General features: G+C 75.8%; 16 protein-coding genes. 3 read left to right on the top strand and 13 right to left on the bottom strand.

Annotation, left to right across the window (positions count from 1 at the left end; all coding sequences use genetic code 11):
• The first annotated feature begins 13 nt into the window (after positions 1–13).
• Both SK069_RS09260 and SK069_RS09255 read left to right on the top strand, forming a co-directional pair.
• The gene (locus SK069_RS09260) at positions 14–637 is read left to right on the top strand and encodes a cytochrome c oxidase subunit 3 (RefSeq protein ID WP_319953930.1); all 624 of its coding nucleotides are present in this window, start codon (positions 14–16) and stop codon (positions 635–637) included.
• Between the two features lie 3 nt (positions 638–640).
• The gene (locus tag SK069_RS09255; protein ID WP_319953929.1) at positions 641–931 is read left to right on the top strand and encodes a cytochrome C oxidase subunit IV family protein; all 291 of its coding nucleotides are present in this window, start codon (positions 641–643) and stop codon (positions 929–931) included.
• A 173-nt stretch (positions 932–1,104) separates the two neighbouring features.
• Here SK069_RS09255 and SK069_RS09250 read toward each other — a convergent pair whose 3' ends face one another.
• The 3 genes from SK069_RS09250 to SK069_RS09240 form a co-directional block, all read right to left on the bottom strand.
• Positions 1,105–1,293 carry a hypothetical protein gene (locus tag SK069_RS09250; RefSeq protein WP_319953928.1) on the bottom strand — a complete coding sequence of 63 codons (189 nt, stop codon included), beginning with the start codon at positions 1,291–1,293 and terminating at the stop codon, positions 1,105–1,107.
• A 62-nt stretch (positions 1,294–1,355) separates the two neighbouring features.
• Positions 1,356–2,861 (bottom strand): flavin-containing monooxygenase, encoded by a 1,506-nt coding sequence (locus SK069_RS09245; RefSeq protein WP_406628279.1) that lies wholly within the window; start codon positions 2,859–2,861, stop codon positions 1,356–1,358.
• A complete protein-coding gene (locus SK069_RS09240) occupies positions 2,861–3,994 on the bottom strand; it encodes an alpha/beta hydrolase (protein ID WP_319953926.1) in 1,134 nt (377 codons plus the stop codon). The genes SK069_RS09245 and SK069_RS09240 overlap by 1 nt, the downstream gene beginning before the upstream one ends.
• A gap of 164 nt (positions 3,995–4,158) precedes the next feature.
• On the opposite strand from SK069_RS09240, the gene SK069_RS09235 reads away from it, so the two are divergent.
• Entirely contained in the window at positions 4,159–4,800 is a 642-nt protein-coding gene (locus tag SK069_RS09235; RefSeq protein ID WP_319953925.1) for a TetR/AcrR family transcriptional regulator, read from the top strand.
• Between the two features lie 12 nt (positions 4,801–4,812).
• On the opposite strand, the gene SK069_RS09230 is transcribed toward SK069_RS09235, so the two are convergent.
• From SK069_RS09230 to SK069_RS09185, 10 genes are all read right to left on the bottom strand, one after another.
• Positions 4,813–4,992 carry a hypothetical protein gene (locus SK069_RS09230; protein WP_319953924.1) on the bottom strand — a complete coding sequence of 60 codons (180 nt, stop codon included), beginning with the start codon at positions 4,990–4,992 and terminating at the stop codon, positions 4,813–4,815.
• A 108-nt stretch (positions 4,993–5,100) separates the two neighbouring features.
• Positions 5,101–5,742: a DsbA family oxidoreductase gene (locus tag SK069_RS09225; protein ID WP_319953923.1), complete on the bottom strand. Its 642-nt coding sequence runs from the start codon at positions 5,740–5,742 to the stop codon at positions 5,101–5,103.
• The gene (locus SK069_RS09220) at positions 5,739–6,392 is read right to left on the bottom strand and encodes a hypothetical protein (protein WP_319953922.1); all 654 of its coding nucleotides are present in this window, start codon (positions 6,390–6,392) and stop codon (positions 5,739–5,741) included. Before SK069_RS09220 ends, SK069_RS09225 begins: the two co-directional genes overlap by 4 nt.
• 7 nt (positions 6,393–6,399) lie before the next feature.
• Positions 6,400–7,545 (bottom strand): histidine kinase, encoded by a 1,146-nt coding sequence (locus tag SK069_RS09215; protein ID WP_319953921.1) that lies wholly within the window; start codon positions 7,543–7,545, stop codon positions 6,400–6,402.
• Position 7,546: 1 nt separating this feature from the next.
• Complete coding sequence (kdpB, locus tag SK069_RS09210) at positions 7,547–9,658, bottom strand: potassium-transporting ATPase subunit KdpB (protein ID WP_319953920.1); 2,112 nt, start codon at positions 9,656–9,658, stop codon at positions 7,547–7,549.
• A 73-nt stretch (positions 9,659–9,731) separates the two neighbouring features.
• Positions 9,732–10,421 carry a potassium-transporting ATPase subunit C gene (locus SK069_RS09205; protein WP_319953919.1) on the bottom strand — a complete coding sequence of 230 codons (690 nt, stop codon included), beginning with the start codon at positions 10,419–10,421 and terminating at the stop codon, positions 9,732–9,734.
• Positions 10,421–12,241 carry a potassium-transporting ATPase subunit KdpA gene (kdpA, locus tag SK069_RS09200; RefSeq protein ID WP_319953918.1) on the bottom strand — a complete coding sequence of 607 codons (1,821 nt, stop codon included), beginning with the start codon at positions 12,239–12,241 and terminating at the stop codon, positions 10,421–10,423. The genes SK069_RS09205 and kdpA overlap by 1 nt, the downstream gene beginning before the upstream one ends.
• Before the next feature lie 347 nt (positions 12,242–12,588).
• Positions 12,589–13,290: a response regulator transcription factor gene (locus SK069_RS09195; protein WP_319953917.1), complete on the bottom strand. Its 702-nt coding sequence runs from the start codon at positions 13,288–13,290 to the stop codon at positions 12,589–12,591.
• Positions 13,287–14,846, bottom strand: coding sequence for a sensor histidine kinase (locus SK069_RS09190; RefSeq protein ID WP_319953979.1), 1,560 nt, complete (start codon positions 14,844–14,846; stop codon positions 13,287–13,289). Before SK069_RS09190 ends, SK069_RS09195 begins: the two co-directional genes overlap by 4 nt.
• Positions 14,847–14,974: 128 nt before the next feature.
• Positions 14,975–15,148 carry a hypothetical protein gene (locus SK069_RS09185; protein WP_319953916.1) on the bottom strand — a complete coding sequence of 58 codons (174 nt, stop codon included), beginning with the start codon at positions 15,146–15,148 and terminating at the stop codon, positions 14,975–14,977.
• Between the last annotated feature and the right edge of the window lie 2 nt (positions 15,149–15,150).

Below are 15,150 nucleotides of genomic sequence, written 5' to 3'. Positions count from 1 at the left end.
GGGAGCAGCGCACGTGAGCACCGACACGACCGTCGACGCCGCGACCCCGGCGTCCGCGCCCCGCGACCACGAGGCCCCGCACGCCGGGCACGTCCCCGGCGAGCTCGGCACGTGGTTCTTCATCTTCGCCGACCTCGTCATCTTCACCGCGCTGTTCGCGGCGTACCTCCACGACCGCGACGGGAAGGCGGAGCTCTTCACCGCCTCGCAGGCGCAGCTCGAGCAGACGCTCGGCGTCGTGAACACCGTCGTGCTGCTCGTCAGCTCGCTGCTCGTCGCCACCGGCGTGCGGGCGTTCCGCCGGGGCCTCTCGACGCTCGCGGTCCGGATGTTCGCGGGCGCGATCGCCTGCGGCGTGACCTTCGCGGTCGTGAAGTTCTTCGAGTACCGCGCGAAGGTCGACGCGGACATCGGGATGCTGACCAACGAGTTCTGGACGTACTACTTCGGCCTCACCGGGATCCACCTGCTGCACGTCTGCATCGGCGTCGGGATCCTCACGTACTGCCTGCTCCAGGCGCGGCGGCCGGCGATCGACGCGACCCACCGCTCGTACGTCGAGAGTGGCGCGACCTTCTGGCACATGGTCGACCTGCTCTGGATCGTCCTCTTCCCGCTCCTCTACCTCGCCCACTGAGCCATGACCACGAGCTCGATCCTCCGCCACCGCACGACGGTCGTCGGCCTGCTGCTGATCCTCGCCACGCTCGCCTCGTGGTGGATCGGCACCGACCACGGCTGGTTCAGCGACGGGGACGGCGTCACCGTCGCCTCCGTGGCGGTCCTCGCCGTCGCCTTCGTGAAGATCCACTTCGTCGGCGCGGACTTCATGGAGCTGCGCGCGGCGCCGCTCGTGCTGCGCCGCGCGTTCCTCCTCTGGCTCGTCGTGACCGCCGCGATCGTGATCGGGCTGTTCCTGCGCAGCGCCTGAGCGGCCGGCGCGCCGACCTCAGCGGGCGACCGCGACCGCGGCTCGGCGCCGGTGCGGCTGCGGGCGCTCGCGGCGGGCCGGGGCGACCGGCACGCGCGGGCGCGCGGACGTCGCGCCCGGACGGCGGACGGTGCGGCGGCGCACGTGGTGCGCGGCGCGCACGCGCCGGGCGCTCACAGCGCGCGGTCGGGTCGCGGACGCGGCAGCCACTCGACGGCCGACGGGGCGTCGGCGTCGACCGTGGCGGCGAGCGGCAGGTCGGGGGCCGGCGTGCGCGGCCCGCAGTGGCGTGACGTGGCGCGGTGGCGCGGGCGGTGACCGGCGCGCACCGGGACGGGGGCGGGGGTGTGTGGGGGGAACACGCTCCGAACGTACCCGCTCGTGGCGCGCTGCACACGCCGAGGGGGCCGCGTCCTCGGGCCGATCAGGGGGCGGCGGCCCCGGCCGGCGCCGAGAAGCGGTAGTCGGCGAGGTCGAAGCGCGCGCTGCGCCACGCGGACTCGAGGGTGAGCGCCGAGCGGAACGGCACGTCGCCGTGCTCGTCGAAGTAGTAGCTGTTGGCCCCGGCGCACGAGGGCTGGAAGAAGATCTGTCGGTCGCGGCGCCCGAGCATCTCCCGGAAGTACCGCTCGTTCGCCTCGGCGGTCACCTCGACGGTCGTGGCGGCCGTGTCGCGTGCGCGCCGCAGGCAGCGCACGATGTGGCGGACCTGGTTCTCGATCAGCGTGAAGTAGCTCGCGCCGTTGTACGCGTAGGGCCCGAGGACGGCGAAGTAGTTCGGGAACCCCGGCACGCTCACGCCCTGGTAGGCCTGCATCCGGTGCTCGCCCCACCACGCCGCGAGCTCGACGTCCCCGCGGCCCGTGAGGCGGAACGGCGGCATGTTCGTCGCCTCCATCACCTGGAAGCCGGTCGCGAGCAGCAGGACGTCGAGGTCGTGCCGGCCGCCGGCGCAGCGCACGCCGCTCGGCGTGACCCGCTCGATCGGCGAGGTCTCGAGCGTCACGTCGTCGCGGTTGAACGTCGCGAGGTACGTGTTCGAGAAGCTCGGCCGCTTGCAGCCGACGCCGTAGGCCGGCGTGAGCGCCGCGCGCGTCGCGGGGTCGTGGACCTGGCTGCGCAGCCACGCGCGCCCGAGCGCCTCCGCGCCGCGGCCGACCTTCACGATCCCGTCGAAGTGCGCCGGGATCGGGAACGTCGCCTCGACGAACGCCTGCGCCGCCAGGCGCGCGAGCGCCTTCGCGCCGGGGACGCGCGAGAGCGCGGCGCGGACCGGTGCCGGGACCGGGCCGTCGGGGCGCGGCAGGCACCAGATCGGCGTCCGCTGGAAGACGGTCAGGTGCTCGACCTCCTCGGCGATCGACGGGATCACCTGGACGGCCGAGGCCCCCGTGCCGATGATCCCGACGCGCGCGCCGCGCAGGTCGACGTCGTGGTCCCAGCGGGCGGTGTGCATCGTCGTGCCGGCGAAGGCGTCCAGCCCGGGGACGTCCGGGCGCTTGGGCTGGGTGAGCACCCCGGTCGCGCCGATGACGAAGCGGGCGGCGAGCTCCTCGCCGGTCGTGGTCGTGAGGATCCAGAGCTCGGCGTCCTCGTCGAAGCGCGCCGCGGCGACCCGGGTGCCGAAGCGGACGCGGCGCCGCACGTCGTAGCGGTCCGCGCAGTGCTCGGCGTAGGCCTTCAGCTCGTGGCCGTGGGCGTACACCCGCGACCAGTCCCCGCGCTGCTCGAAGGAGAACTGGTAGCTGTAGGACGGGATGTCCACCCCGATGCCGGGGTACGTGTTCCAGTGCCAGGTGCCGCCGACGCCGTCGCCCTCCTCGAGCAGGACGTGGTCGTCGAAGCCGGCCTCCTGGAGCTTGATCGACGCGCCGATGCCGGAGAACCCGGCTCCGACGACGACGATCTCGTGGTCGGGCTGGCGCAGCATCATCGGTCTCCGTCGCTCCGGGGGCGCTGCACGAGCTCGCGCATCGCGTCGAGGTACGCCTGGCGGCCGAGGTGGATCACGTGGCTGCCGGCGAACCACTCCAGCCGCGGTCGGCCCCAGTGCTCCCAGAGCAGCAGGCTCTGCTCCGGGGGCGCGAGCCGGTCGCCGAGGCCGGCCACGATCAGGCGCCGGTCGTGGGGGACGCGGCAGGCGTAGTTCAGCGAGGAGTGGACGGCGAGCGCCTGCTCGAGCGCGTCCTGCGGGATCCCGCTGAGCGCGCGGGCCGCGCGCAGGGCGGTGCTCGCCGGGAACCACGCGCGCAGCATCGGCGGCAGCCAGGTGACCGCGGCGTTGGGGATCACGAAGTCCAGGTCGCGATCGACCGAGGCCAGGAGCGCGCTCGTGTAGCCGCCGAGCGAGAGGCCGGTCACGCCGATCCGCGGCACGCCCTGCCCGCGCAGCCGCTCGAGCACGACCCGCAGGTCGTGGATCGCGTGCAGCAGCGCCTCGCTGAACCCGGCCATCCCCTGGGCGAAGAGGCCGAGCCCGTTGACGGCCCGCGGGTCGCGCCGGGAGCCGTGGAACGGCAGCGTGAAGAGCAGGACGTCCCAGCCCTCGGCGAAGAACCGCGGCAGCGAGAAGAACGCGCTGTTGAACCACGCGGGCGAGGCGCCGAAGCCGTGGATGACCAGCAGCGTCGGGCGCGGACCGTCGGCGTGGCGCCAGTGCTGGGCCCGCGCGGTCGCGTTGCGCACGTGGCGCGCGTAGCTGCGACGCAGCTCGGGGTTGCGCGCGACGTACGTGCTGGGGAAGCGCAGCAGCTCGATCCGGCCGTCGGCCGGCAGGCCGTTCGGTCGGCCCTCGCGGACGTCGACGGCGGCCGCGCCCTGCGGCGGCACGAAGACGAAGTCCGCGTCCCGGGACGCCGCGAGCTCGGCGTAGAACGAGAGCCGGCGGCGCTCGACCTTCGCCACCGGCCCGATCGCCGAGGGCAGCGACGCGGCGGCGATCGCGCTGGCCAGGCCGGTCCGCAGCGCGTAGTCGCTGACGACGGACGCGTGGTAGGCGGCGCGCGGGAGGAGCGGCAGGTCGCCCGGGCGCGGCAGCGCGTCGGCCGTCGACGACGCGCTCACGCCGCGCACCGTGCGCGCCGCGGCGACCGTCGCGAGCGGGGCGGCCGGGCGGCCCTCATCGACGGCCTCGCAGCGCGGTGGGGTGGCGTGGCGGCACGGCTCCTCCTCGGTCCCGACTCGCCGATCGAGCGAACGGCGAACGGCACTGTAGCATCGCCGATCACGTGATCGACGAAGATCGAGCGGACGGCGCCCACCCACCGCGCACGCGGGCCGCGCAGCGGGAGCGCACGCGCGAGGCGATCGTCGCGGCGACCGCCGGCGTCCTCGTCGACGACGGCTACGCGGACCTCACGACGCGCCGGGTGGCCCAGCGGGCCGGGGTCGCCCAGAGCACGGTGATGCACCACTTCCCGACGCGCGAGGAGCTGCTCGTCGCCGCGGTGGAGCTCCTCGCGCTGCGCCTCGCGGCCCAGGCGTTCGAGCGCCTCGACCTGACGGGGCTCCGCACCCCCGCCCTGCGCTCCTCGGTGCTCGACGAGGTGTGGCGCGAGTTCACCTCCCCGGAGTCGCTGGCCGTCGCCCAGATGTGGGCCGCGGTCTGGGTCGAGCCGGAGCTCGTGCCGACGCTGCGCGAGCTCGAGAGCCGGATCACCGGCCTGCTCCTGCAGAACGCGGTCGTGCTGTTCCCCGAGTGGCGCGACGACCCGCGCCTGCCGGCCGCGATCGACGCGTCGATCGCGCTCGTCCGCGGCCTGACCTCCGCCGTCCCGATCTGGGGCGCCGACGCGCTCGCCGGGCGGTTCGAGCAGATCAAGCCGATCATGCTCCAGGCCGCCGCAGCGATCCTCGACGACCCGGCCTGACCGGGACCGCGCCTACTCCTCGTCGCGGCGCAGGCGCGTGGCGCCGTAGCCCGCGCCGAGCGCCAGGCCGATGCCGATGCCGATGGCGAGGTTGCCCAGCAGCAGGCCGACCGCCGCGCCGAGGACCAGGCCCACGGCGATCCAGCGGCCCAGCTCGGCCTGGACGTCCTGGACGTCGCGCTCGTCGGTCATGGTCGGCCGGTCCCCGATCGGACCGTGCGGGAAACCACGCTGCTCCCCCTCCGCGGCGCCGGGGTCGGGCGGACGGTCGTCGCCCGGCGTTCGCGCCCGTCTCCGGGCTCAGGCGGCGGACGTCGCCCAGGCGCGCTCCAGCGCCTGGAGGAACAGGTCGGCGGGCTGGGCGCCGGTCACCTGGGAGCGGCGGTCGAAGACGAACGCCGGCACGCCCTGGAGGCCGAGGTCGTGGGCCTCGACGAGCTCCTCGCGGACCGCCGCGGCGAAGCGGTCCGAGGCGAGCGCGTCGCGCGCCTCGTCGGCGTCGAGGCCCGCCTCCGCGCCGAGCCGCACGAGCGTCTCGTGGTCGCTCAGCAGCTCGCCCTCGGTGAAGTACGCGCGCAGGAGCCGCTCCTTCACCGCGTCGGCGATCCCATGGGCGCGGCCGAGGTGGATGAGCCGGTGCGCGTCGAACGTGTTGCCCGGCCGAGCGCGGTCGAGGTGGTACTCCAGGCCGACGCCGGCCGCCATCTGCGTGACCTGGTCGTTCATCTGCCGGGCCTGCTCGATCGTGCGCCCGTACTTGCGCGCGAGCAGCTCGTCGAGGCCGTGGTCGCTGCTCGGCGGCGCGGACGGGTCGAGCTGGAAGCTGCGCCACGTCACCTCGACGTCGTCGCGGTGCTCGAACCGCTCCAGCGCGTCCTCGAACGACCGCTTGCCGATGAAGCAGAACGGGCAGGCGACGTCGGACCAGATCTCGACCTTCATGACGCCGACGATACGGACCGGCCTCCGGCGGCTCGACGGGAGGGCCCGATCGGGGGCGGAGCGGCCCGGCGGGCCGCCGCGGCCGCCGGGACGCCCGGTCGGGGAGCGCAGGGCGTCGGCGCGACCCGCCGGCGCGGGACGGGACGGGCATTCCCGGGGCGCAGGACGAGGACCTCGCCGTCGACGTGGTCCAGCAGCCAGCCGACGTCCTCGGCGGCGAACCCCCCGTGGCCGGCGCCCGCCGGCACGACGAGGCGCTCGTGGGGCAGCTCCTCGGCCGCCCGGCGCAGCGCGTGGCGCACCGTCCGGCCGGTGACGATCCGCGCGTCGACGGCGACGCCCGACGCGCGCAGGCGTCGCTCGACGGCCTCGAGGACGTCGAGCGTCCGCTCCGTGGCCTCGGGTCGCGGCGCGTCGAGCGGGAAGCGCGCCGGGGTCAGCAGGACGACCGCGGGGACGACGATGGCGCGCTCGGCGCGCGCGACCCGCGCCGCCGCGTCGATCGCGCCGCAGGCCAGCGCGCCGCCCGGCAGCGCCAGCAGCACCCGCGGGGCGGGGCCGCCGTCGCCGGGCCGGCGGCGCCAGGCGAGGGTGCCCAGCACGCCGAGCGCCGCGGTCGTCAGGGGGATGATCAGGTCGAGGGCGTGCATCGGTGGGTCATCCGGAGCGCTCCGGGCGCTCGTCGCGGTCGGCGACGAGCCGGACGTCGACGCCGGGCAGCGCGGCGAGCAGGCGCAGCGCGAGCGGGCGGCGCCAGCGGTCGCCGACCCGCCGGCGCGGGACGCCGAGCAGGAGGTACGTCGTGCGCTCGCGGCGGGCGACGCGGACGGTCGCGGCCACGAGGTCGTCGTCCTCCTCGACCTCGAGCCGCACGCCCAGCTGGGTCGCCAGCCGCGACAGGCCCGCGAGTCGCTCGGCGGCCTCGGCGTCCGGCGCGCGCCCCGGATGGCGGACGTGGAGCGCGACGAGCGGCGCGCGCAGGCGGCGGGCCGAGCGCCACGCCCGGCGCAGCACGCGCTGCCCGCTCGGGTGCGCGGAGACGAGCGCGAGCAGCCGCTCGTGGACGGCGTCCGGGACCTCGCCGGCGATCGCGCGCCGCTCGCCGGACTCGTCGTCCCGCCGCGGGCGCGGCGCGTGCAGCCGCGTCCGCCGCGCGCCGACCTCCTCGGCGGCCTGCAGCAGCGCCGTCTCCCGCAGCGCGGTGAGCTGCTCGATCCGGAAGAAGTTGCGCAGCGCCGGTCCGATCCGCTCGGGCGGGTAGATCTGCCCGTCGCGCAGCCGCTGCAGCAGCGCGTCGGGCGGGAGGTCGACGACCACGACGTCCTCGGCGTCGACGAGCACGTGGTCGGGCACGGTCTCGCGGACGCGGACGCCGGTGAGCTCGGCGACCTGGTCGTTCAGCGACTCGAGGTGCTGGACGTTCACCGTCGAGACGACGTCGATCCCGGCGGCGAGGACGTCCTCGACGTCCTGCCACCGCTTCGGGTGCTCGAGCCCGGGCGGGTTGGCGTGCGCGAGCTCGTCGATCAGGACGAGGACCGTCGCCGGGCCGGCGGGGAGCGCGAGCAGGGCCGGCAGGTCGAGCTCCTCCTGCGCGAGGCCGCGATGGGCCACCGTCCGCCGGGGGAGGATCGGCAGGCCGTCGGCCTGGGCGGCGGTCTCGGCGCGCCCGTGCGTCTCGAGCACCGCGATCAGCACCGCGCGACCGGCGTCGCGCGCGCGGCGCAGGTCCTGGAGCGCGCGGTACGTCTTCCCCACTCCGGGGGCCATGCCGAGCATGACGGTGTGCCGGCCGCGCGGCACGCTACGCCCCGAGCACCCCGTGGACGACGAGGTCGATGAGCTTGATGCCGATGAACGGCGCGATCAGGCCGCCGAGGCCGTAGACGAGGAGGTTGCGCCGCAGCAGGGCCGTCGCCCCGACCGGCCGGTAGGCCACGCCGCGCAGCGCGATCGGCACGAGCAGCGGGATGACGATCGCGTTGAAGACGATCGCCGAGACGATCGCCGAGCTCGGCGTCCCGAGGTCCATGACGTTCAGCGAGGCGAGCGGGCCGTCGTCCCCCGGTCGCGTCGCCCATGCCGTGGCGAAGATCGCGGGCAGGATCGCGAAGTACTTCGCGACGTCGTTGGCGATCGAGAACGTCGTCAGCGCGCCGCGCGTGATGAGCAGCTGCTTGCCGACCTCGACGATCTCGATGAGCTTCGTCGGGTCGGAGTCGAGGTCGACCATGTTCCCGGCCTCGCGCGCGGCCTGGGTGCCGCTGCTCATCGCCACGCCGACGTCGGCCTGCGCGAGCGCCGGCGCGTCGTTCGTGCCGTCGCCGGTCATCGCGACGAGCCGCCCGCCCCGCTGCTGCTCGCGGATGAGCTCGAGCTTGCGCTCCGGCGTCGCCTCGGCGAGCACGTCGTCGACGCCCGCCTCCTCGGCGATCCGGGCGGCGGTGATGCGGTTGTCGCCGGTGACCATGATCGTCCGGATGCCCATCGCGCGCAGGCGGTCGAACCGCTCGCGCATGCCGGGCTTGACGACGTCCTTCAGGTGCACGACGCCGAGGACGCGGGCGCCGTCGGCGACCGCCAGCGGCGTGCCGCCCTCCTGCGCCACCCCGTCCAGCAGGCGGCGCAGCTCGTCGGGCACGGTGCCGCCGAGGTCGCCCACGCGGGCGACGACCGCGTCGCCGGCGCCCTTGCGCAGCTCGCGCGTCGGCTCGTCCGGCCCCGTGCCGGGGAGGTCGACGCCGCTCATCCGCGTCTCGGCGGTGAAGGGGATCGCCTCGACGCCGGCCCGCTGGGCCCCGGCGGCCGACGGATCCAGGCCGTGCCCGTCGCGGGCGAGGTCGACGACCGAGCGCCCCTCGGGCGTCCCGTCGGCGAGCGAGGCGAGCATCGCGGCCTCGGCGAGCTCGCGCTCCGTCACGCCCGCCACCGGCAGGAACGCCGTGGCGCGTCGGTTGCCGAAGGTGATCGTGCCGGTCTTGTCGAGCAGCAGGACGTCGACGTCGCCGGAGGCCTCGACCGCGCGGCCCGAGAGCGCCAGGACGTTGCGGCGCACGAGCCGGTCCATGCCCGCGATGCCGATGGCGGAGAGCAGCGCGCCGATCGTCGTCGGGATGAGCGCGACGAGCAGCGCGACGAGCGTCACCGTCGAGACGCCGGAGCCGGCGAAGTCGACGAACGGTCGCAGCGTCGCGACCACGACGAGGAAGACGAGCGACAGCCCCGCCAGGAGGATCCCGAGCGCGACCTCGTTCGGGGTCCGGCGGCGCGCGGCGCCCTCGACGAGGGCGATCATCCGGTCCAGGAACGAGCCGCCGGGCTCCTGGGTGATCTCGACGACGATCCGGTCGCTGAGCACCCGCGTCCCGCCGGTCACGGCGCTGCGGTCGCCGCCCGCTTCGCGGATCACCGGCGCGGACTCGCCGGTGATCGCCGACTCGTCGACCGAGGCGATCCCCTCCACGACCGTGCCGTCGCCGGGGATCGTCTCGCCGGCGTCGACGACGACGCGGTCGCCGGGCCGCAGCGCGCTCGCCGGGCGCGTGCCGCCGTCGGCGAGCCGGGCGACGGTGTCGGTGCGCATGGCGCGCAGCGCGTCGGCCTGCGCCTTGCCGCGCCCCTCGGCGAGTGCCTCGGCGAGGTTGCCGAAGACCACCGTGAGCCAGAGCCAGATCGCGACGGTGGCCGCGAACCACGCCGGCTGGTCGCCGTCGCTCAACCCGGTCGCCTGGGCCAGCCAGATCCCGGTCGTGACCACCGCGCCGAGTTCGACGACGAGCATCACCGGGTTGCGGAACTGGATCCGCGGGTCGAGCTTCACGACGCTCTCCACGAGCGCCGGTCGCAGGATCGCGGGGGAGAGGACCGACGCGCCGCCGGTGCGCCGCGCGCCGGGCGCGCTCGCCACGGTGCTCATCGCCCCGCTCCGTCGGTCGTGGTCGGGGCGGCGGTCGTCGCGCGCCCCGGTCGGTCGGGGGTCGGGCCGGCGGTCATCGCGTTGCTCCGTCCGTCGTGGTGGTCGTTGCCGTCGCGGCCGGCGCGAGCCGGTCGAGGGCGAGGTTCAGCCGCAGGACGTTCACGCCCGGCTCGCCGAGGACGCCGAGGTCGCGGCCGTCGACGTGGTCGGCGACGAGCACGAGCACGCGGTCCAGCGGCAGGCGCCGGACGGCGGCGATCCGGCGCGCCTGGATCCGCGCGTTCGCCACCGAGATCGTCGGGTCGACGCCCGAGGCCGAGTCGGTGGCCGCGTCGACGGGGACGTCGGCGGCGCGCAGCCTGGGCGAGTACGGGCGCTCGAGGGCGAGGTACGCGTCGCGGTAGCTCACGAGCGCGTCGCGGGTGGCGACGGCGTTCGGCCCGGCGTTCGAGAAGGACGTCGCGCTGCCGGACCAGCCGGTCACCGACGGTCGCGGCTGGAACCAGCGCGGGTCCGGGACGGTCACCGGCTCGCCGTCCTCGTCCAGCCGCGGCGAGCCGTCCGGGTTCGCGACCGGCCGGCGCAGGTCCTGGGCCAGCAGCGCCGAGCCGACCGTCCGGCCGTCGCGGTGCACGAGCGAGCCGTCGGCCCGCCCGGGCATCGTCAGCTGGCTGACGCCGGTGACCGCCAGCGGGTAGAGCAGGCCGAGCACGACCGTCAGCAGCGCGATCGCGAGCACGGCCGAGAGGGCGTCCTTGCGCATCAGAAGAGCTCCGTGGTGAGGGACTGGACGACCGGCCCGAGGAGGAAGGCCGGCAGGAACGTCAGGGCACCGACGAGGACGATCACCGCGACGAGCAGGAGCGCGAAGGTCGGGCTGTCGGTGCGCAGCGTGCCGGAGCCGACCGCCGGGCCGGTCCCGCCCACGCCGACCGGCGCGCGCTTGCCGGCCATCGACCCGGCGATCGCCAGCAGCACGACGATCGGGAAGAAGCGGACGACGAGCATCGATCCGCCGCCGAGGAGGTCGGCGAAGGTGATCCCGAACGCGCCGTCGTTCGTGCCGTTCGGCTGGACGAAGCCGGTGTAGCCGGCGAGCGCCGAGCCGTTGTTGTTGCCCTGCGAGAGGGAGGCGTAGAAGGACTCGGAGAAGCCCTGCGGTCCGCCGGCGACGTTCGAGACCCGGCCCCATCGCGTGCCGACCGCGAGCGCCGTCGTGACGAGCACCGCGAAGGGCATCGACAGCGCGCCGAGCATCGCGAGCTTGATCTCGCGCGCCTCGACCTTCTTGCCGAGCAGCTCGGGGGTGCGCCCGACCATGAGGCCGCCGATGAAGACGGCCAGCAGGACGAAGGTCAGCATCCCGTAGAGCCCGCTGCCGACGCCGCCGAAGATCACCTCGCCGGTGGCCAGGCCGATCATCGGCACGAGCGACCCGAGACCGGTGAAGGACTCCAGCCCGGAGTTCACGGCGCCGGTCGAGGTGACCGTCGTGACGGTGTTGAAGAGGGCGCTGCCCGCCGCGCCGAAGCGCTGCTCCTTGCCGACGAGGTTGCCCCCGGAGGACCCGTCGGTGGCGGCCGTCGAGAGGCCCGCCAGGTGCTGGGCCGGCGAGCCGTGCTGCTCGGCGAGCGTCGCGACGACGACGAGCACGAGGAACATCGCCGCCATCGCGCCCAGGAGCGTCCAGCCCTGGCGGCGGTTGCCGACCATCCGGCCGTACGTCGCGGTGAGCGCCGCCGGCAGCAGCAGCACGAGCACCATCTGCACGAGGTTGCTCAGGCCGGTCGGGTTCTCGAACGGCATCGCCGAGTTGACGTTGAAGAAGCCGCCGCCGTTCGTGCCGAGGAGCTTGATCGCCTCCTGCGAGGCGACGGGGCCGCGGGCGATGACCTGCTCGGCGCCGCTGAGCGTCGTGACGGTCACCGGGCCGCCGAGGGTCTGCAGGACGCCCTGGCCGACGAGCACGAGCGCGGCGAGGAGCGAGATCGGCAGCAGCACGTAGAGGCAGGCCCGCACGAGGTCGACCCAGAAGCTCCCGAGGCCGACGGGACGGTCGCCGTCGCGGGCGTCCGGAGCCCGCCGGTGCGCGAGGCCACGGATGACGGCGATCGCGACGGCGAGGCCGACGGCGGCGGAGGCGAAGTTCTGGACCGCCAGGCCGGTCATCTGCGCGACGTACGACAGCGTCGTCTCGCCGGCGTAGTACTGCCAGTTCGTGTTCGTCACGAACGACGAGGTGGTGTTGAAGGTCACGTCCCACGGGGCCGGGCCGAGGTCCGTCGGGTTGCCCGGCAGGACCCCCTGGAGCCGCAGCAGCGCGTAGAGGACGAGCCACGAGGCGAGCGAGAACCACAGGACGCTGCGCGCGTAGGCCTTCCAGTCCTGGTCGACGGGGGTGCCGTCGGCGCGGCGACGGATCCGCATGCCGCGCAGCAGCAGGCGCTCGGGTCCGGCGAGCAGCGGGGAGAGGACCGTGCGCTCCCCGGCGAACACGCGCGCCAGGTACGCGCCCACCGGTGGGGTGAGGGCGAGGACGATCGCGAGCAGCAGCGCGAGCTGCGCGACGGCGGCGAGGCTCATCGCTCAGAGCTCCTCGCCGCGCAGGAGCGCGAAGAGGAGGTACCCGCCGACCGCGAGCACGGCGAGGAGCGCGAGGACGGTGGCGAGGCTCATGCGCGGTCGACCGCCTCGACGAGGAGGAAGAGGCCGGCGAACACGGCGAGCGCGAGCGCGATGGCGAGGAGGTCCATGCCTGCCAGCGTGCGCCCGGCGGCGTCAAGGCAGGCGGAAGGATCCGGGCGCCGGCATCAAGACGGCGTGAAGACGCCCGGCCTGGGCCGCCGGTCGTGGCACGGCGGGCGATCTCCCGCCTCAGGCGCGGGAACGTGCCCGCCCCGGCCGTCCCCCCTCCACTGCGGCCGGGCCGGTCAGGGGGCGAGCCGGTAGCCGACCCCGGTCTCGGTGCGGATGAGCCGCCGGGGCGGCGCGCCGTCGGCGCCGTCGGGCGCCTCGATCTTGCGGCGGAGGTTCGCGATGTGGGTGCGCAGCGTCGCGACGTCCTCGACGTACGCCTGCCCCCAGACCTCGCGCAGGAGCGAGCGGTGGGTGAGGAGCTTGCCGCGGTCGCGCACGAGCGCGCGCAGGAGCCCGAACTCCGTGCGGGTCAGGTGGACCTCGCGCCCGTCGACCCGCACGAGCTGGGCGGCGAGGTCGACCTCGAGCGGCCCGACGGCGATCACCGGCTCCTCGGGCTCTGGGCTCGCGCGGCGCAGCGCCGCCTGCAGCCGGGCGAGCAGCTCGCGCGAGCCGAACGGCTTCGTGACGTAGTCGTCGGCGCCCGCCTCGAGCGCGGCGACCTTCTCGTCCTCCTCGTCGACGGCGGAGAGGACGAGGATCGGCATGCCCGACCACTCGCGCAGGCCGCGGCAGACGTCGACGCCGGTCCCGTCGGGCAGGAGCAGGTCGACGATCGCCGCGTCGGGCCGGTGCAGGGCGGCGAGGTCGAGCGCCTCCTCGACGCCGTGCGCCGCGAGGGCATCGAGCCCGGCGCCGCGCAGCAGGACCTTCACCGCCCGGACGATCTGCGGCTCGTCGTCGACGACGAGGACGGTTCGTCGCGGCGCGGTCATCGCGTTCCTCCTCGGGCGCTCGCGGAGCCGGGTCCGTCGCCGCGGGCCCCGCGCGAGGCGTCCTCGACGGCGTGCGGATCGCGCGTCGGCCGGCCCGGTGCGCCGTCCTCGTCGCCCTCCGGCTCGCGCGCGGCGGCGTCGTCGTCGGCGAGCGGCAGCTCGACCACGAACGCGGCGCCCTGGCCCGGGTAGCTCTCCACGCGCAGGGTCCCGCCGGCGGCCTCGACGAAGCCCCGGGCGATCGCGAGCCCGAGGCCCGACCCGGGGCCGCGCGCGCCCGCGCCGCGCTCGAACGGCGCGAACAGCCGCTCCTGGTCGGCGGCCCCGATGCCCGGTCCGCGGTCGATCACGCGGACGACCCCGTGCCCGCGCCGCGCGACGACGCGCACGAGCAGGGCGTCGCCGCCGGGGCCCTCGCCGCGGCCGTGCAGCAGGGCGTTCTCGACGAGGTTCACGAGCGCCCGCGTGAGCTGCGCGGCGTCGGCGCGGACGGTCGGGACCGGATCCTGGACCTCGAGGCGGATCCGCTCGCCGAGAGTGGCGCCGTCGTGCGCCTGGCGGCTGCGCGACACCTCGTCGAGCGCGTCGCGCACGACGTCGTCCAGGGGCAGCAGCGCGGGGCGCGGCGCGGCCGTGCCGGCCTCCAGCCGCGAGAGGTCCAGGAGCTTGTCGATCATCGCGGCCAGCCGCTCGCCGCCGGCGACGATCCCGTCGGCGAGCTCGCGACGGTCGGCGTCCTCCAGCCCCTCCTCGCGCAGCGCGGCGGCCGACGCGGTCACCTGCGTCAGGGGCGTGCGCAGGTCGTGCCCGACGCTGCGCAGGAGCGTCGTCTTCAGCTCGTCGCTGCGACGGACGGCGGCGGCCTCGATCGCCGCGCGGGCGAACCGCTCGCGCTCCCGTGCGGCCTCCAGCAGCGCGGCCAGGGCGGGCGCGATCCGCTCCTGCAGCGCGCGGCGCGTGCCGCCGGGCAGCGCGCCGGTGACGAGCAGCCGCCCGACGCGCCCGCCGGGGCCGTCGAGCACGAGCTCGTCGTCCCGCTCGCCGCGCCGGTCGTCTTCGTCGGCGAGCCGGACGGGCCGGCCGAGGTGCTCCGTCAGCCGTCGGGCGATCGGGTCGCGCACGTCCTCGCCGGGCGGCGCGCCGAGCACGACGCGGGAGAGCTCGGCGAGGAGGTCGGCGTCGCGGCGCGCGGCGCGGGCGCGGTCGGCGGCCTCGCGCGCGGCGCCGGTGATCCGCGCGACGGCGACCGCGACGACGAAGAGCACCGCCAGCGCCGCCCAGTGCTCGCCGTCGGCGATCGTCAGCGTGCCGGTCGGCTGCAGGAAGCAGAGGTCGAAGAGGACGCCGGCGAGCACGGACGCCGCGAGCCCGGCGACGAGCCCCGAGGTCGCCGCCGCCACGAGCACGGGCACGACGTAGAGGACGCCGAGGGACACCGCGGGCGCGACCGGGTCCAGCGCCGCGACGAGGCCGGTGGTCGCGCCGACGCCGGCCGCGACGACCGCCGCCGCCCGCAGCGCGCGGCCTCGTGACGGATGCTCGGCCGCGGAGACCATCACCGCGGCAGCGTAGACCCAGGTCGCGCCCGTCGCGGCCTTCCGGGCCGCTGGTCGCCCCGCGCGACGGCGGAACCCGAGCGCGCTGCGGTCCGGGCAGGTCGGCGGCCCGTGCGCCGGCGCCCGGTTCAGGCCGTGCCGGCGCCCGGCCAGCGCGACGCCGACGACGGGGCGTCGGGGGCTCGCGTGGCGTCCGCCCGCCACGCCGCCGCGGCGGCGTCGCGCTCGGCCTTGCGCCGCGCGCGCCAGGGCCGGAAGACGGTCGCCACGAGGCCGGCGATCGCGATGCAGGCGGGGCACATGG

Source organism: Patulibacter brassicae (genome assembly GCF_033949425.1).
Taxonomy (GTDB): Bacteria; Actinomycetota; Thermoleophilia; order Solirubrobacterales; family Solirubrobacteraceae; genus Patulibacter; species Patulibacter brassicae.
Note: the sequence above shows the minus strand (reverse complement) of the source record. Positions and strands in the feature narration are given on the sequence as shown.

Bases quoted from the DNA above. Each gene is read 5' to 3' on its own strand.
- SK069_RS09255 (WP_319953929.1), top strand. From the start codon at position 641: ATGACCACGAGCTCGATCCTCCGCCACCGCACGACGGTCGTCGGCCTG.
- SK069_RS09245 (WP_406628279.1), bottom strand. From the start codon at position 2,861: ATGCTGCGCCAGCCCGACCACGAGATCGTCGTCGTCGGAGCCGGGTTC.
- SK069_RS09230 (WP_319953924.1), bottom strand. From the start codon at position 4,992: ATGACCGACGAGCGCGACGTCCAGGACGTCCAGGCCGAGCTGGGCCGC.
- SK069_RS09225 (WP_319953923.1), bottom strand. From the start codon at position 5,742: ATGAAGGTCGAGATCTGGTCCGACGTCGCCTGCCCGTTCTGCTTCATC.
- SK069_RS09220 (WP_319953922.1), bottom strand. From the start codon at position 6,392: ATGCACGCCCTCGACCTGATCATCCCCCTGACGACCGCGGCGCTCGGC.
- kdpB (WP_319953920.1), bottom strand. From the start codon at position 9,658: ATGAGCACCGTGGCGAGCGCGCCCGGCGCGCGGCGCACCGGCGGCGCG.
- SK069_RS09205 (WP_319953919.1), bottom strand. From the start codon at position 10,421: ATGCGCAAGGACGCCCTCTCGGCCGTGCTCGCGATCGCGCTGCTGACG.
- kdpA (WP_319953918.1), bottom strand. From the start codon at position 12,241: ATGAGCCTCGCCGCCGTCGCGCAGCTCGCGCTGCTGCTCGCGATCGTC.
- SK069_RS09195 (WP_319953917.1), bottom strand. From the start codon at position 13,290: ATGACCGCGCCGCGACGAACCGTCCTCGTCGTCGACGACGAGCCGCAG.
- SK069_RS09190 (WP_319953979.1), bottom strand. From the start codon at position 14,846: ATGGTCTCCGCGGCCGAGCATCCGTCACGAGGCCGCGCGCTGCGGGCG.
- SK069_RS09185 (WP_319953916.1), bottom strand. From the start codon at position 15,148: ATGTGCCCCGCCTGCATCGCGATCGCCGGCCTCGTGGCGACCGTCTTC.